This window comes from Ureibacillus sinduriensis BLB-1 = JCM 15800 (assembly GCF_000772955.1).
In the GTDB taxonomy this organism is placed as follows: domain Bacteria; phylum Bacillota; class Bacilli; order Bacillales_A; family Planococcaceae; genus Ureibacillus; species Ureibacillus sinduriensis.
The window spans coordinates 27,438-43,786 of record NZ_JPVO01000033.1 but is presented as its reverse complement, the minus strand read 5'-3'; the positions used below and the strand labels follow the sequence as shown (position 1 = coordinate 43,786).

Annotated in this window: 13 protein-coding genes and 1 other annotated feature; of the genes, 9 read left to right on the top strand and 4 right to left on the bottom strand. The window is 39.7% G+C overall.

Going from position 1 to position 16,349, the window contains the following annotated elements:
* Positions 1-844: 844 nt before the first annotated feature.
* From guaB to asnB, 3 genes are all read left to right on the top strand, one after another.
* The gene (gene guaB, locus CD33_RS01670; RefSeq protein WP_036197541.1) at positions 845-2,308 is read left to right on the top strand and encodes an IMP dehydrogenase; all 1,464 of its coding nucleotides are present in this window, start codon (positions 845-847) and stop codon (positions 2,306-2,308) included.
* 300 nt (positions 2,309-2,608) lie between these two features.
* Entirely contained in the window at positions 2,609-3,907 is a 1,299-nt protein-coding gene (locus CD33_RS01665; RefSeq protein WP_235863419.1) for a D-alanyl-D-alanine carboxypeptidase family protein, read from the top strand.
* Between the two features lie 185 nt (positions 3,908-4,092).
* Positions 4,093-5,928 (top strand): asparagine synthase (glutamine-hydrolyzing), encoded by a 1,836-nt coding sequence (gene asnB / locus CD33_RS01660; protein ID WP_036197555.1) that lies wholly within the window; start codon positions 4,093-4,095, stop codon positions 5,926-5,928.
* Between the two features lie 48 nt (positions 5,929-5,976).
* Here the strand turns inward: asnB and pdxR are convergent, their stop codons facing one another.
* Positions 5,977-7,377, bottom strand: coding sequence for a MocR-like pyridoxine biosynthesis transcription factor PdxR (gene pdxR / locus CD33_RS01655; protein WP_176400146.1), 1,401 nt, complete (start codon positions 7,375-7,377; stop codon positions 5,977-5,979).
* Positions 7,378-7,486: 109 nt separating this feature from the next.
* Between pdxR and pdxS the strand changes: the two genes are divergently transcribed.
* From pdxS to serS, 3 genes are all read left to right on the top strand, one after another.
* Positions 7,487-8,371: a pyridoxal 5'-phosphate synthase lyase subunit PdxS gene (pdxS, locus tag CD33_RS01650; protein ID WP_036197538.1), complete on the top strand. Its 885-nt coding sequence runs from the start codon at positions 7,487-7,489 to the stop codon at positions 8,369-8,371.
* A gap of 1 nt (position 8,372) precedes the next feature.
* Positions 8,373-8,975, top strand: a complete 603-nt coding sequence (pdxT, locus tag CD33_RS01645) for a pyridoxal 5'-phosphate synthase glutaminase subunit PdxT (protein ID WP_036197537.1) — start codon at positions 8,373-8,375, stop codon at positions 8,973-8,975.
* A 44-nt stretch (positions 8,976-9,019) separates the two neighbouring features.
* Positions 9,020-9,233 (top strand) — a binding site (T-box leader).
* Positions 9,234-9,330: 97 nt separating this feature from the next.
* Positions 9,331-10,611: a serine--tRNA ligase gene (gene serS / locus CD33_RS01640; protein WP_036197535.1), complete on the top strand. Its 1,281-nt coding sequence runs from the start codon at positions 9,331-9,333 to the stop codon at positions 10,609-10,611.
* A gap of 41 nt (positions 10,612-10,652) precedes the next feature.
* Here the strand turns inward: serS and CD33_RS01635 are convergent, their stop codons facing one another.
* Complete coding sequence (locus tag CD33_RS01635) at positions 10,653-11,966, bottom strand: short-chain fatty acid transporter (protein ID WP_036197533.1); 1,314 nt, start codon at positions 11,964-11,966, stop codon at positions 10,653-10,655.
* 323 nt (positions 11,967-12,289) lie between these two features.
* On the opposite strand from CD33_RS01635, the gene CD33_RS01630 reads away from it, so the two are divergent.
* Positions 12,290-13,447, top strand: coding sequence for an aminotransferase A (locus CD33_RS01630; protein ID WP_036197532.1), 1,158 nt, complete (start codon positions 12,290-12,292; stop codon positions 13,445-13,447).
* Between the two features lie 304 nt (positions 13,448-13,751).
* Here CD33_RS01630 and CD33_RS01625 read toward each other — a convergent pair whose 3' ends face one another.
* Together CD33_RS01625 and tadA are read right to left on the bottom strand one after the other, a co-directional pair.
* Positions 13,752-14,300, bottom strand: coding sequence for an SF0329 family protein (locus tag CD33_RS01625; protein WP_036197529.1), 549 nt, complete (start codon positions 14,298-14,300; stop codon positions 13,752-13,754).
* Positions 14,290-14,814, bottom strand: a complete 525-nt coding sequence (tadA, locus tag CD33_RS01620; protein ID WP_176400145.1) for a tRNA adenosine(34) deaminase TadA — start codon at positions 14,812-14,814, stop codon at positions 14,290-14,292. The genes CD33_RS01625 and tadA overlap by 11 nt, the downstream gene beginning before the upstream one ends.
* Before the next feature lie 218 nt (positions 14,815-15,032).
* Here tadA and CD33_RS01615 point away from each other — a divergent pair, with 218 nt between their 5' ends.
* The gene (locus CD33_RS01615) at positions 15,033-15,674 is read left to right on the top strand and encodes a deoxynucleoside kinase (RefSeq protein ID WP_036197524.1); all 642 of its coding nucleotides are present in this window, start codon (positions 15,033-15,035) and stop codon (positions 15,672-15,674) included.
* Positions 15,671-16,339: a deoxynucleoside kinase gene (locus CD33_RS01610; protein ID WP_036197521.1), complete on the top strand. Its 669-nt coding sequence runs from the start codon at positions 15,671-15,673 to the stop codon at positions 16,337-16,339. The genes CD33_RS01615 and CD33_RS01610 overlap by 4 nt, the downstream gene beginning before the upstream one ends.
* The last annotated feature ends 10 nt before the right edge of the window (positions 16,340-16,349 follow it).

Below are 16,349 nucleotides of genomic sequence, written 5' to 3'. Positions count from 1 at the left end.
CCCCCTGTGAGAGTAGGACGTCGCTAGGCATACAGAAACCACTGAGTGATCAGTGGTTTTTTTATTGTAAAGAGGCCGCCAACTACGAAAAAACCGACGTGTCATCGCACTTCGCAAAAGTAGCGCAGATAGGTAGATGAGGGTACCCCTGTGAGAGTAGGACATCGCTAGGCATACAGAAACCACTGAATTTTTTCGGGGTTTTTTAATTTTAGGGAAGAAAAGTTAATACTTAAATTAAAATGCATGGATGAATCATTAATTTGGGAATGGAAATAATAATAAAATACTGCAATGGATTAAAATCTCCATTCAGTATAAAAGTTAATTCATTCTAACTCTCTTAAAAGAACTTCTTTATATATCGGATTTGCTTAATCGACAGGTTGATTTTGTATGAAATGGCGGGGAGAGCGTATTGAGCCAGTAGTCTGTCTCTAATGGCTATTCACTTCGCTGCGAAACCATCTGTTGAGGGCAATCAATTAAAGGCTTCATTCCTCTGATATAAATTCCAACCACACCTAGGAAAACTTTCTATAATTGTTCCTGCTCTTTGGTAAGATAATGTAATTAATGAAGGAAAATTATGTTAAATTTAGCGGAGTATATTTACAAATTTAACAACGCATATTTTCTATGAAGTCCAAATAAATCACTATTAGAAGCAGATACTATATAGAGTTGCTTATTATAGAATTTTTACAAGTCATTAATTGTAAAAATGATATGGATTAAACGGAATTATCGGAATAATCTTTCTTTTAAAGTGTCCTTGACACTTAGTTTCCATGTTGTTAATCTTACAATTAATATTCTTTAAGAAAATGGAGGCATTTACGAAATGTGGGAAACGAAATTTGCCAAAGAAGGCTTAACATTTGATGATGTATTATTAGTACCAGCACATTCAGAAGTATTACCAAAAACGGTGGACTTATCTTCGCAATTAACTCCTAAAATCAAATTGAACATCCCGATTATCAGTGCAGGTATGGACACTGTTACTGAATCTAGAATGGCTATTGCCATGGCTCGTCAGGGCGGTATTGGGGTTATCCATAAAAATATGAGTATTGAAGAACAAGCTGAAGAAGTTGAAAAAGTTAAGCGATCTGAGAATGGTGTAATTACTGACCCATTTTTCTTAACACCAACGCATCAAGTGTTTGACGCTGAGCATTTAATGGGTAAATATCGCATTTCTGGTGTCCCGATTGTAAACAATGAAGAAGATTTAACACTGGTGGGAATAATTACGAATCGCGATTTGCGTTTCATTTCAGATTATTCATTGAAAATTGAAGATGTCATGACAAAAGAGGCGCTAATTACAGCTCCTGTAGGAACAACATTAGAAGAAGCAGAAAAAATCCTTCAACAATATAAAATTGAAAAACTTCCGATTGTTGATGAAAACGGCAAGTTAACGGGGTTAATTACAATCAAGGATATTGAGAAAGTAATTGAGTTTCCAAATGCTGCAAAAGATGGACTTGGTCGTTTGTTAGTAGGTGCGGCAGTCGGCGTTTCAACTGATACGATGCAGCGTGTATCGAAGCTTGTAGAAGCACAAGTTGATATTATAGTTATTGATACAGCTCATGGCCATTCACAAGGAGTTATCGAAACGGTAAAGCAGATTCGTGAAGCCTTCCCTGAGTTGGAGATAATCGCAGGAAATGTGGCGACTGGAGAAGCTACTCGTGCATTATACGAAGCAGGTGCAGATGTCGTAAAAGTTGGGATTGGGCCAGGTTCGATTTGCACAACTCGTGTAGTAGCAGGTGTGGGTGTCCCGCAAATCACAGCAGTATACGATTGTGCAACTGTTGCTAGAGAAATGGGTAAAACAATTATAGCAGATGGTGGTATTAAATATTCCGGTGATATCGTAAAAGCTCTTGCTGCCGGAGGACATGTGGTAATGTTAGGTTCCTTACTAGCAGGAACTTCAGAATCTCCTGGGGAAACTGAAATCTTCCAAGGGCGACGTTTTAAGGTTTATCGAGGAATGGGGTCATTAGCAGCCATGGAAAAGGGTTCAAAAGATCGTTACTTCCAAGAAGATGCAAAAAAACTTGTTCCAGAAGGAATCGAAGGTCGTCTTCCATATAAGGGACCTCTAACTGATACAATCCATCAATTACTTGGTGGCATACGGGCTGGAATGGGTTATTGCGGAGCAGCAAACTTAGAAAATTTGCGCGAGAATTCACAATTTATTCGTATGACGGGCGCAGGCCTACGGGAATCACATCCGCATGATGTACAAATTACAAAAGAGGCACCTAACTATTCACTTTAGTAAATAGGAACCTGAAGCATACTTTTAACGTCAGCTTTTGATGTTAGAAGTGTGCTTTTTTCTCCTTCCAAGAAGTAGGCCTTCTTCTAAATTGGGAGAATATATTAGGAAAAATAGTAATTATAAGGATAGTAGTTTATAATATTTCCTTAAATTTAACAAAATCGTACGATTAACCATGATTTTCTATTCTAAACGTAATATTTTTCTTGCACGTTCTATGATAAAATGACGAAAGTAAATAAAATATTGGAGGTATTTTTTGTGAGAACAGCTAAGAAAGCATCTTGGTTTAGCCTTATGATGATTCCGATTCTGTTAATCAGCACATTTGTGACAGCTACACCAAGTGCAAGTGCAGAAACAGATTTAGGGATAAACGTGGATGCAGCGATTTTAATTGACGCAGATACAGGGAAAATCTTATATGAACAAAACGCAGACACTTCTTTAGGCATTGCCAGTATGTCAAAAATGATGTCTGAATACATCTTGTTGGATGCAATTAAAGAAGGTACGATCACGTGGGATCAACAATACCATGTTACTGAATATACATATAAAATGTCACAAGACCGTGCTTTGAGTAATGTGCCTTTACGAGCAGATGGTACATACACAATTCAAGAGTTATATGAAGCGATGGCAATCTATTCAGCAAATGCCGCAACAGTAGGGATTGCTGAGACAATTGCTGGTTCGGAAAAAGAATTTGTAAAACTTATGAATGAAAAGGCAGAAGAAATCGGTTTGGAAGGGTTCAGCTTTGTAAACTCGACTGGTTTAAACAACGCAGATCTTTTTGGCATGCACCCGGAAGGTACCGGAGCTGAAGATGAAAACGTAATGCCAGCACGATCTGTGGCAAAACTTGCATACAATCTTTTAAAAGATCATCCTGAAGTTCTGGAGACTTCCAGCATTCCAAAGAAAACTTTCCGGGAAGGCACAGAAGATCAAATTGAAATGGCTAACTGGAACTGGATGTTGCCAGGTCTTGTAAGCGAATATCAAGGCGTGGATGGTTTAAAAACAGGTTCTACACTTTTAGCCGGTCAATGTTTTACTGGAACTGCAGAACGTAACGGGACGCGATTAATTGCTGTAGTGATGAATGCAAAAGACTCAAAAGGTGATAGTGTCCGTACTGCCCGTTTTGATGCAGCTGCAAAGTTATTTGATTATGGTTTTGGACAATTTACGAAACAGGAAATTGTTCCAAGTAACTATGTCTTTAAAGGCAATGAAACACTTGCTGTTACAAAAGGAAAAGAAGATGATGTTGACATCGCAGTAAAAGAGCCGATTTCTCTAGTGATTAAAACAAGTGAAAAGGACTTATACGTTCCAAAATTGGAACTTGATAAAAAATCCCTTGAAGCAGGAGTTAAAAAAGGGACAGTCGTTGGTAAAGTCGTAATCGAAAAAACAGAAGGTGAAGATTATGGTTTTATCGATAGCAAAAGTTTTTCAACGGATGTAGTGACAACTAGTAGTGTTGAACGTGCCGGTTTTATCTCACTATTTTTCCAGGGAGTAGGTAGCTTCTTCGGGAACGTTTGGGATGGAATTACAGGTTTCGTTGGCGGATTATTCTAAATTTAAACTGTTCTATGATGTTAATTCATAGAACAGTTTTTTTAGTTGTGCAAGTAAGCGCAATCAACTGCTTTAGAGGGGAGTTTGTGCCAGCGATTATCAATTTGTCACAATTCTTTTTTTCCTGGACAAAACAACCTCGCCCAATTTTTTCATAAGCTAGGAGTTGAAGGAGCGTGATAGTAGTGTGCGGCATTACAGGTTGGATTGATTATACACAATCCCTACAAAACCAAGTAGCGATTATTCAGAGTATGACAGAAACGTTAAGTAAGAGAGGTCCGGATGATGGCAATGTTTGGTCCAGCACACATGCGCTATTGGGGCATCGTCGTCTAGCTGTAATCGATTTGATCGGTGGAAAGCAACCTATGATCAAATCTCATCAAAATAACTCCTGCTCTATGGTATATAATGGCGAACTTTATAATACGGAAGAAGTTCGTCAAGAGCTTTTAAAACGTGGATACAGCTTCTCTACAACATCGGATACGGAAGTGCTGCTAGCTTCATTCATTGAGTGGAGAGAGCAATGTGTCGAGTATTTGAATGGGATATATGCATTTGCAGTATGGGATGAACAAGAGGAAACGCTTTATGCCTTTCGGGACCGTCTGGGGGTTAAGCCATTCTTTTACGCATTAAAAGAGGGGGCGCTATTATTCGGTTCTGAAATTAAAGCCATTCTGGCAAATCCCCATATGACCGCTCAAATCGATCGTACAGGACTTGCAGCACTTTTAAGTATTGGACCATCCAGAATGCCAGGAAACGGTGTCTATAAAGGAGTAGAAGAGCTAGAGCCGGGGTATGCGATGAAATTTTCTAAAGAGGGTTTGAAAAAATGGCGATATTGGAACGTGAAAAGTGAAAAGCATCAACATACATTTGAAGAAACTGTAGAGCAGGTTCGCTATTTAGTCACAGATTCGATTAAACGGCAACTTGTATCGGATGTGCCATTATGTACGTTTTTATCTGGTGGCCTGGATTCAAGTATTATTACGGCTATCGCTGCTAATACGTACAATCAAGAAGGGCGTACATTGCAAACCTACTCCATTGATTATGAGGGGAATGAAGAGTTTTTTGAAAAAAATGACTTCCAGACATCACAGGACAGCTATTGGATAAACAAAATGACACAAGAATTCAAAACAAACCACACTGATATTATTCTATCTCAAAAAGATATTGTGGATTTATTAGAAGAAGCAATGATAGTACGCGATTTACCCGGTATGGTGGATATTGATAGTTCATTACTGGTAGCTTGCCGTGTAATAAAAAAGGGGTATACTGTAGCTTTATCGGGCGAATGTGCTGATGAAGTATTTGGTGGATATCCATGGTTCCATCGAGATTATGAGTCTTTCCCATGGATTCGATCAGCTGATGAGCGTGAAAGTTTCTTGAGAAAAGAATGGCAATCCAAGTTGCAATTAAAGGAATTTATGAAGCACGCCTTTGAGGAGGCTATAAAGGATTCTCCAAAGCTTGAAGGGGAAGAACCGAAAGCTGCGAAACAACGTCAATTATTTTACTTAAATATGCGCTATTTCATGCAAACTTTATTGGAACGAAAGGATCGCATGAGTATGGGAGCAAGTTTGGAAGTTCGAGTACCATTTGCGGATCATCGAATCGTAGAATACGTTTGGAATATTCCGTGGGAAATGAAGAACGTGGGAAATATGGAAAAGGGACTGTTACGTAAAGCTGTGGAAGGTCTTTTACCGGAAGAAGTACTTTATCGCAAAAAGAATCCTTATCCAAAAACATATCACCCGGCATACACGAATGGTGTGAAGGAATTATTGAGGATTACGCTTGATAAAAAGGAGTCCATTTTACATGAGCTTTTTGATAAAGACCAAGTGGAACAACTTGTTACGACAGGTGGCTCTTCTTTTAAAGTGCCATGGTTCGGTCAGTTAATGGCAGGTCCGCAGTTGCTTGCATACTTAGTTCAAATCGATCGATGGTTTGAAAATTATAATATTCAATTACTTGACCGATAAATATCGAGGGAAATCTCATGGATGATGAGATTTCCCTTTTCTTTGATTTCATTTAATTCCCCAACAGCTCATTAACTTATGAATAGACGGTTCAATATCGTCCATTGCCATACCGCCGAATCCCAGTAAAAATGTCGGTTGCTCATATTCAATTGCTTTTATTAAGTAATCAGATACGGGATAAACCGCAATTCCGTGATCATTTGCAAGCTGCTTTAAATCATATTCCGATTGATCTAGTGGCACCGAAATCAAAATATGCATACCGGCATGGTCACCGGTAATTCCAACAGTAGGATAAAAACTTGTTATGACATTGGTTAGTCTATCGTGCTTTTTTCTGTAGATTTTCCGCATGCGATTTAAATGCTTTGAGAAGTGGCCGTCCTTCATAAAGTTCGCCAGGATATGTTGGTCAAACCTTGGAACTGTTGCAGAATAATAGCTGAAAATTTCCCGATAGGATGGTAAAAGGGAAGGGGGTAAAACAAAATAAGCTACACGCAATGAAGGCATTAATGATTTCGTAAAAGTACTTAAATAGATAACCTTTTCATTTTGATCCATTCCTTGTAGTGCAGGGATTGGCTTTCCAATATAACGAAATTCACTATCATAATCATCTTCAATGATATACCGATCAACAGTTTTGGATGCCCAATTCAATAATTGCGTTCTTCTAGCAGCGGATAATACAGCTCCTGTCGGGAATTGATGCGATGGGGTAATATAAACAATATCCGCATCGGTTTTTTCAAGTTCATCCACAATCAGTCCGTCTTCATCTACCGCAATCGGGACAGCCTTACTTGTAAGGTGGATTCTGGGAATGGCGGAATATCCCGGATTCTCAAGGGCGATTCTTGAATCAGTCCCGATTAAACGCAAAATCATGGGCAGTAATTGTTCAGTCCCTGACCCAATAACAATTTGCTCCGGATTACAAATAATCCCCCTTGATTGATACAAGTAATTAGCAATTTCTAACCGAAGTTCATACTCCCCTTGAGGTTCGCCCACTTGGAGATACTCCTTGGAAGGGTAATCAAATAGATCCTTTGCATACTTCCTCCAAATGGCAAAAGGAAAGGATTCTGTATCGATCCTACCGGGATGAAAAATATACTTATAAGGCTCGACAACTTTCAAATGGTTTTCAGCAGGTATTTTCGCTTGTTTATTTTCAATAAAGGGAAGTTCATCAATTTCTTCAACGAAGAACCCTATTCGCGGTTTTGAAGCAATATAGCCTTCTGCGAGTAATTGCCCATAAGCGATTTCGACTGTTGTTTGGCTAATATTCAAAAATTCGGCAAGTTTCCGCTTGGATGGCAATTTTGTGCCGACTTCGATTTGCTTTGTAATAATGGCTTCTTTCATTCCCATATAGAGTTGTTCATATAAAGGCTTTTTGCTATTTTTCTCTAGCTCAAAGATTAGCATTTCCATAAAGCTTGCCTCCTAAGTGACCTGGTGAATTTAACTTATATTGACTCTTTTTATATGGTCAACTTTCATTATACTTGAATACATCAAAGTAGTGGAGGGGAAATTTTACATGAGACAAGTCGGTACAGACAGAGTAAAACGTGGAATGGCAGAAATGCAAAAAGGCGGAGTCATTATGGATGTTATTAATGCGGAGCAAGCAAAAATTGCAGAAGCAGCAGGGGCGGTTGCGGTCATGGCTTTGGAACGTGTACCATCCGATATACGAAAAGCGGGAGGCGTGGCACGAATGGCCGATCCACTTATTGTTGAAGAGGTGATGAATGCTGTATCGATTCCGGTAATGGCCAAGGCACGCATCGGTCATATTGTAGAAGCGCGTGTCTTAGAAGCTATGGGTGTTGATTATATTGATGAAAGTGAAGTATTAACACCAGCTGATGAAGAATTTCATTTATTAAAAAGGGACTATACGGTACCTTTTGTTTGTGGGTGCCGAGATCTTGGTGAAGCTGCACGGCGTATCGGGGAAGGGGCCTCAATGCTCCGTACTAAAGGAGAGCCGGGCACCGGAAATATCGTTGAAGCTGTGAGGCATATACGAAAAGTGAATGCACAAGTCCGGAGTGTAACAGGGATAAGTGAAGATGAACTAATGACTGAGGCAAAGGTTTTAGGTGCACCTTATGAACTGCTGGTTGAAATTAAACGATTGGGACGACTGCCAGTGGTCAATTTTGCAGCCGGAGGAATAGCAACTCCCGCTGATGCAGCATTGATGATGGAATTAGGGGCAGATGGAGTGTTTGTTGGTTCGGGTATATTCAAATCCGAAAACCCTGAAAAATTTGCCCGCGCTATTGTTGAAGCGACAACAAACTATAAGGACTATCAGTTGATTGCCGAGATTTCAAAAGAACTTGGCAGCCCGATGAAAGGAATTGAGATTTCAACCTTGCCTGAAAGTGAACGTATGCAGGAACGAGGTTGGTAATATGAAAATTGGCGTTCTAGCATTACAGGGAGCAGTCCGGGAACATGTCCGTCAAATACAGACGCTGGGATGCGAAGCGATAGAAGTGAAGTCCATGAATGATTTACCGGGTTTAAAAGGATTGGTGTTGCCTGGCGGGGAAAGTACAGTGATGCGAAAACTATTGGACCGTTATGGGTTATTGGAACCCGTTCGTTCACTAGCTAAAAAAGGGGTTCCGATGTTTGGGACGTGTGCGGGGCTAATTTTGTTGGCAAAAGAAATTGTCGGTTGTGAAGAAGCACATTTAAAGCTGATGGATGTTGTCGTGGAACGCAATTCCTTTGGCAGACAGGTGGACAGTTTTGAAGTGGAAATATCGATAGAAAAGGTTGGCAAAGACATTCCAGCGGTATTTATCCGGGCGCCACATATCGTTTCAGTTGGACCAGGTGTTGAAATTTTGGCAGAATATGATGGACGTATAGTTTTAGCAAAACAAGGGCAATATTTAGGATGTTCGTTCCATCCAGAACTGACGGGAGATACACGTCTCATGGAATACTTTATTGAAATGGCGAAAGAAATTCATCCGTCTACACTTGCAAAAACAAACCGCATATAGTACATTATGGGTAATTTAGTTCGCATATGGCGAATAGGATATTGATAACATCGATGATAGGAAGTAGTAGCAAGCACATTTTTTTTAGAGAGTCAGCGGGTGGTGGAAGCTGATAGAAACACTTGTGAATCCGTCCTTGAGTTGCTTAAGCTGAATTCGCAGTAGGCTTTTGCCGGTTGAAATGCCGTTATGAGATAAGTGGATTAGACATTTTTCTAATCAATTAGGGTGGCAACGCGGGTAGCTCTCGTCCCTTTATGGGGATGAGGGCTTTTTTGTGTTTTATTTCTCTAATACGGTGAAGTGTTCGGGGTAACAATGGTATCAATACAAATAAATAAATGGAGGAATCAAGATGCTGGATATTAAACGTGTACGTGATAATTATGAAGAAGTAAAAAGAGTTCTTCTAACACGTAATGAAGATTTAGGGAATATTGATGAGTTTGAAGCGTTGGATGCAAAACGCCGTGAATTAATCGCAAAAACGGAAGTGCTGAAAGCGGAGCGAAATAAAGTATCAGAACAAATTTCAATTATGAAGCGAAATAAAGAGAATGCAGATGAAGTCATTGCCCGTATGCGTGAAGTGGGAGAAGAAATTAAACAATTGGATAACGAGCTTCGTGAAGTGGAAGAGAAATTTGATTATATGATGATGCGTTTGCCGAATATTCCACATGAATCTGTTCCAGTCGGAGAGACAGAAGATGATAATGTGGAAGTGCTTAAATGGGGTGAACTTCCAAACTTCAATTTCGAAGCAAAACCACATTGGGATCTAGCAACAGACCTGCAAATTGTCGACTTTGAACGTGCTGGTAAAGTAACAGGTAGCCGTTTTGTATTCTACCGTGGTTTAGGCGCCCGCTTGGAACGTGCGTTAATGAGCTTTATGATGGATTTGCATGCTGAGGAACATGGCTATGAAGAAATGTTGCCTCCAGTAATTGTAAACCGTGAAAGTTTAACAGGTACAGGGCAATTGCCGAAGTTCGAAGAGGATGTCTTCAAATTGGCAGATACAGATTACTTTATGATACCAACAGCTGAAGTGCCTGTAACAAATTTCTATCGCGATGAAATTATCGACGGTGAAATTCTGCCTAAAGGGTTTGCTGCCTATAGCTCTTGTTTCCGTTCTGAAGCAGGATCTGCAGGTCGAGATACACGTGGTTTAATCCGCCAACATCAATTTAACAAAGTGGAGTTGGTGCGCTTTGTAAAACCTGAAGACTCTTATGATGAATTGGAGAAATTAACAGGCCATGCCGAAAAAGTTTTGCAATTATTGGGTCTGCCTTACCGTAAACTATTAATGAATACTTCGGACCTTGGTTTCACAGCTGCAAAAAAATACGACTTAGAAGTATGGATGCCAACACAGGAAATGTACCGCGAAATTTCATCTTGTTCAAACTTTGAAGATTTCCAAGCGCGCCGTGCAAATATTCGTTTCCGCCGTGAACAAGGGGCTAAGCCGGAATTTGTACACACATTGAACGGTTCTGGTCTTGCAATTGGCCGTACGGTGGCGGCACTTTTAGAAAATTACCAACAAGCGGATGGAAGTGTAGTCATTCCGGAAGTGTTAAGACCATATATGGGTGGGAAAGAAGTTATTGCACCTAAATAATGAAGGTGGACGGCATTTTAAATGTGCCGTCCCTTTAGTTATTAAAAGAATAAAAAGCCGATGCTGATTATCACGCCGGTAAATAGCAGTACGAATAAACAGAAGCCCATAATATCTTTTGCTTTGAGTCCAGCAATCGCTAGTGCTGGCAATGCCCAAAATGGTTGAATCATATTTGTCCAAGCATCTCCCCATGCAATTGCCATCGCTGTTTTTGCATAATCTGCTCCAAGCGATTGGGCTGCATCCAACATAATTGGTGCTTGCACGGCCCATTGACCACCACCGGAAGGAACAAAAAAGTTAACTAGCCCGGCGGAAAAAAATGTAAATAAATAGAATGTGAAATCATTGGAAATATTTATAAACCATTCCGATAAAACACCGGCTAACCCGGATACTGTCATCATCCCCATAATCCCGGCATAGAACGGGAACTGGAACACGATTCCAGCTGTTGTTTTTATGGCGGCTTGAGCAGCGGCCAGGAAACGCTCAGGCGTGCCATGCAAAATTATCCCCAAAATGATGAAAATTGTATTGACGATATTCAAATCAAGTACAAATCCCTTTGTTGCAAAGTGATGAATTAAATATGAAAGGCCAATAAGTCCGATTAAAATCGTTAACAAGGAACTTTTTTCAGTCCATGAAGCAAAAGTCTTCTCGGCAGGAAGGAATTTTTGCTCCTCTTCAACCAACAAAGCTGGGTCGACCTCGACTACATCCTCCTCTTTGGGCATCATCCAACGGTTAAAGAAAGGTAATGTAAACCCTATGGCAATGACAATAAACAAATTATAAGGCGTAAAAATCGTATCAGTAGTTGGTACGACTCCCATAATGCCGGCAAATGGATGCCCCTCTGTTGCAACGGAAAGAGGAATGGAACCGGCTAAACCACCATGCCAAATAATAAAACCGGAATAGCTGCTGGCAATTAATAATCGATAATCAACTTTTTTCACGTGGCGAGCAATCTCTTTGGCAAATAATGCACCAATGACTAACCCAAAGCCCCAGTTAATCCAACAGGCTGCAAGCGAAACGAATGATACAATAATAATTGCACTTGAAGGCCTATTGATCCTACTTGCAATGGAAAATAGAAATTTTTTAAAGACCGGGCTGTTAGCCAATACATGTCCAGCGGCCAACACGATGACCATTTGCATTGTAAAAGAGAGTAATCCCCAGAACCCATCCCCCCAAAATACAACCATTTCCATGGGTGAGCTTGGTGTCAGTATGACTCCCAGTAGGAAAACAAGTACCGTCAAAATGGCAACGAATATATACGGATCCGGCAAGTACCTTTCCATAATCGTATTTGATATTTTTGTTAACATTTTCATTGAACGTTCCCCTTTCATATTAGTTTGAAAAATAAGTGAAAAGTAATTACGATGCATAATATGTCGTTAGGAAGACTATTATTTCGATAATAAATAGTTAGTGAAAACTAAATAGAAAGGAAATAAAGATAGTAGGATTTTATTGTAGTAAAGTGTGAAAATATTTCTTTAAATATTGTAAGATGAAAGTAAGGAAAGTTGAGAGGTTTGGAAAGTGGATGACTTTATTACCTTCAAAAGTGCTAATAAAGCTTCTCCATAAGGCTTTTCAATAAGTGCCAGGTAATATAAGAGATAAAAAGTTCAACAGAAGGGGATAAAGAATGGAACATTTAATTTATAAGAACTTAAAGAAAATAGAGCTTTCTGGGATTCGAAAGTTTACAAATATGCTGGTAGACTATCCAAATGCAATTAACTTAACAATCGGCCAACCAGATTTTCCAACACCAACCCATATAAAAGAAAAGGCAAAACTAGCGATTGATCAAAATTTTACATCTTATACGCCGAATGCAGGAATAGTAGAATTGCGAAAAGCTATCGGGGCATTTTACGATTCCCAATACGGACTCTCCTATAATCCGCAAGATGAAATCATTGTGACCCATGGTGCTTCAGGTGCCCTCACAATTGCCTTGAGAACGATCTTGGAAGAAGGATGCGAAGTGATATTGTCGGCGCCTGCTTATCCTGGTTATATACCGCTCATTGAGCTTTGCGGGGCGATCCCCGTTTGTGTGGATACAGAGGAGACTGGTTTTGTCTTGACTGCCGCATTAATCGAAAAACATATTACAGAGAAAACAAGATGCATTATTCTTCCATCACCATGCAACCCGGTGGGGACGATTATTGAAGAGGCTGAACTACAAAAAATTGCCTTGTTATTAAAAGAGAAAGAGATTTTTATTATCTCGGATGAAATTTATAGTGAGTTGACTTATGAAAACGCCCATAAATCGATTACCTCTTTTGAAGGTATGCGTCATAAAACAATCGTTATCAACGGTGTATCAAAGTCCCATTCCATGACAGGCTGGCGTATTGGTTATACGTTGGCTCCAAGTTATTTAACAAAGGAAATGACGAAGTTGAACGGCTACTATATTAGCTGTGCATCAAGCATTAGTCAGTATGCAGCACTTGCAGCCTTAACGGATGGTGTCAATGATCCACTAGCCATGAAGGAAGAATACAAAGTGCGTAGAGATTATGTATATGAAAGACTCATAACGATGGGCTTAGATGTTGTAAAACCAGCAGGTGCGTTTTATATTTTCCCGTCCATAAAAAAAACGAACATGGCTTCATTTGATTTCTGTCTAGATCTGCTAAAAGAGCAAGAGCTGGCAACTGTTCCGGGAAGTGCATTCTCCCAATATGGTGAAGGCTACATTCGATTGTCCTTTGCACAGCCTCTGGAAGTGCTGCAAAAGGGAATGGACCGGTTAGAGAAATTTATGAAGAAGTTTAACTAGAAATGACTGGAGGGGACTAATCTTAGGATTGGTCCCTTTTTCGTTTGTTTGATTATCCCTAGCTGTGGCATTACGGGGAGCATTACAATTAGATTCTTTATTACATTGAAGGGAAGGGAAGTAGCAAGTATGTGACTTACATAGAATAGTTATGCGGCAAATCGAAAAAATCAACATTGATTTGACCGATAGAAAGCTTTAATAGACTGGTTCGGTTGTTATTGTGGCTTATTTGTAATCGTATCGGCTTTTTATATTCCTCGCACCATACACTGGAATTGTCGAACATTTATGCATCTATGAACTAGTTCGTTTTATTCAACCCTTCAACCTTACATCGGATATGGAAAAACTTCTCCTCTATTGAATGAGTGAAGTGCTCCATATTTAAAAGTCGGCGCTTCCCAACCCGGCGATCAAATAAAGCGAATGCTCGAACCAACGGATATTCTGAAGTCAATGCTTCCTCTATCGATAAGTTTAAGTATTTTAGGAGGGAGGCATATAAATGCCAGCTAGCCCAAACTCTATCTCGGTGCAATTCTTCTTCCGCTTGGTCTGATGCCGCGATTAAAGCTTTCCGTTCGGGTGAAAGAAACATCACTTCCCAATCAGAATTATATGGAATGGGCTTTAACTCGAACTGTTCTACTAATTCTTGTTCTCGGTTAAAGTGCTGTACTGAAAATGAGAGATCCGCAGCACTGAAAATTTGCACTTTGTCAAAAGTTAACCAAACGCGTGATGGAGAGTCATGTGCTTGGCGATATACTGCAGCATGCAATTCTACCCGTTTTTTTAAGGATTCACATAGAAACCCTTCTAGACTCTTCTTCAGTTTGCTAAATCGCATGATCCCCCTCCTCTTGTGCCAAACGCTTTCGTTCCTGTTTTTCGACCTTTTTTCTGTCTCGAATCGCACGGAAAAAACTTGTCAGCATTTCCCCGCATTCTTCTGCTAAAACGCCTTCCGTCACTTCGCATTCATGGTTAAAACGTGAATCATTTAGTAAGCGGTACAAAGAGTCAACACAGCCTGCCTTTATATCTCTAGCTCCATACACTACGCGGGGGATGCGAGATTGCAAAATGGCCCCGGCACACATTGGACACGGTTCCAATGTGACATACATAGTCGTTTCCTCTAACCGCCAACTTCCAATTTCTCGGCAAGCCTGTTGTATCGCCATTAATTCTGCATGTGTGACAGCATTCTGCGAGGTTTCCCGTAAATTATGCGCTCGTCCGATAATCTCATCTTGATAAACAACTACGGCACCAATGGGCACCTCTCCCAGGGCTTGTGCCTTTTTTGCTTCTTTCAATGCTTCTAGCATATATTTTCGATCTCGTTCAAAAAGTTCCACATTCATCTCTCCTTGCTTGATAGTTTAACATGGCAGTATGGAAAAAAGAACTTATGACGAGGGTTGAATGTTGGAGATAATAATTAATATCCACCCTTTTATGGCAGAGGCTTTATAATAATTCCTTATTTTATTCAATTGCTGTCTCTGTTTTTCGACAAGCTCATATGATAAAATGAATAGCATTGACGAATTTAGACTTGAAGGAGGGACTTCTCGTGGCTGTCCCATTTATTACAGTAGAAGGTCCAATAGGTGTAGGGAAAACTTCGCTATCCAACGCGATATCTAACGCCTTTGAATACCATCTATTAAAAGAAATCGTGGATGAAAACCCGTTTCTAGGAAAGTTCTATGAAGATATTGAAGAGTGGAGCTTTCAAACGGAGATGTTCTTCCTTTGCAATCGATACAAACAACTTAGCGATATAAAGAAACATATTATAGAAACAGGGTCACCTGTCGTTGCAGATTACCATGTATTCAAAAACCTGATTTTCGCAAAGCGGACGTTGAAGCCATCCGAATATGAAAAGTACGAGGCGATTTATAACATTTTAACAGCAGATATGCCACGGCCAAATATGGTGGTATATTTACATGCCAGTTTAGATACATTAATGGATCGAATTGCGATGCGTGGAAGAGAATTTGAAAAGATGATTACGCGTGATTACATAGAGCAACTAGCGGCTGATTACCATGAATTTATCCAGCGTTTTGAAGTGATGCATCCTGATATTCCGGTTATTCAGTTAAATGGTGACCAAATAGACTTTGTAAAAAATCCGGAAGATCTCAAGAAGGTATTAAAATTAGTAGAAGATAAGCTACAACAAAGGAGTTCACACATAGAATGAATTTACGAGAAAAATATAACATTCCATCCAATACAGTGATTACCATCGCTGGGACGGTTGGGGTCGGAAAGTCAACAATGACAAAAGCACTTGCAGAAGCTTTAAACTTCCGTACTTCATATGAAAAAGTAGATACAAATCCATATTTGGACAAGTTCTATGATGATTTCGAAAAATGGAGCTTCCATTTGCAAATTTACTTCCTTGCTGAACGTTTCAAGGAACAGAAACGTATTTTTGAATACGGGGGTGGTTTTATTCAAGACCGCTCAATTTACGAGGATACCGGTATTTTCGCAAAAATGCATTACGACAAAGGGACAATGAACCCAATAGATTACGAAACTTATACAAATCTATTTGATGCAATGGTCATGACACCATACTTCCCACATCCAAATTTACTTGTCTATTTAGAAGGACCCATCGATAATATTATTGGCCGTATCCAGGAGCGTGGGCGCGAGATGGAACAACAAACGCCTAATGATTACTGGATTGAAATGCATGAACGCTATGACAACTGGATCAACAACTTCAATTCATGTCCGGTATTGCGCTTAGACATCAACGATTACGATTTAATGAAAAACCCTCAACAAATTGAAAGCATTGTTGAACGCATTGCGTACATGCTGGAACAGACAAGTCATTTACGTAAATAAGATATGTATA

Excerpts from the sequence above, each read along its gene's own strand:
- guaB (WP_036197541.1), top strand. The coding sequence starts at position 845 with ATGTGGGAAACGAAATTTGCCAAAGAAGGCTTAACATTTGATGATGTA.
- CD33_RS01665 (WP_235863419.1), top strand. The coding sequence starts at position 2,609 with ATGATGATTCCGATTCTGTTAATCAGCACATTTGTGACAGCTACACCA.
- pdxR (WP_176400146.1), bottom strand. The coding sequence starts at position 7,377 with ATGGAAATGCTAATCTTTGAGCTAGAGAAAAATAGCAAAAAGCCTTTA.
- pdxS (WP_036197538.1), top strand. The coding sequence starts at position 7,487 with ATGAGACAAGTCGGTACAGACAGAGTAAAACGTGGAATGGCAGAAATG.
- pdxT (WP_036197537.1), top strand. The coding sequence starts at position 8,373 with ATGAAAATTGGCGTTCTAGCATTACAGGGAGCAGTCCGGGAACATGTC.
- serS (WP_036197535.1), top strand. The coding sequence starts at position 9,331 with ATGCTGGATATTAAACGTGTACGTGATAATTATGAAGAAGTAAAAAGA.
- CD33_RS01635 (WP_036197533.1), bottom strand. The coding sequence starts at position 11,966 with ATGAAAATGTTAACAAAAATATCAAATACGATTATGGAAAGGTACTTG.
- CD33_RS01630 (WP_036197532.1), top strand. The coding sequence starts at position 12,290 with ATGGAACATTTAATTTATAAGAACTTAAAGAAAATAGAGCTTTCTGGG.
- CD33_RS01625 (WP_036197529.1), bottom strand. The coding sequence starts at position 14,300 with ATGCGATTTAGCAAACTGAAGAAGAGTCTAGAAGGGTTTCTATGTGAA.
- CD33_RS01610 (WP_036197521.1), top strand. The coding sequence starts at position 15,671 with ATGAATTTACGAGAAAAATATAACATTCCATCCAATACAGTGATTACC.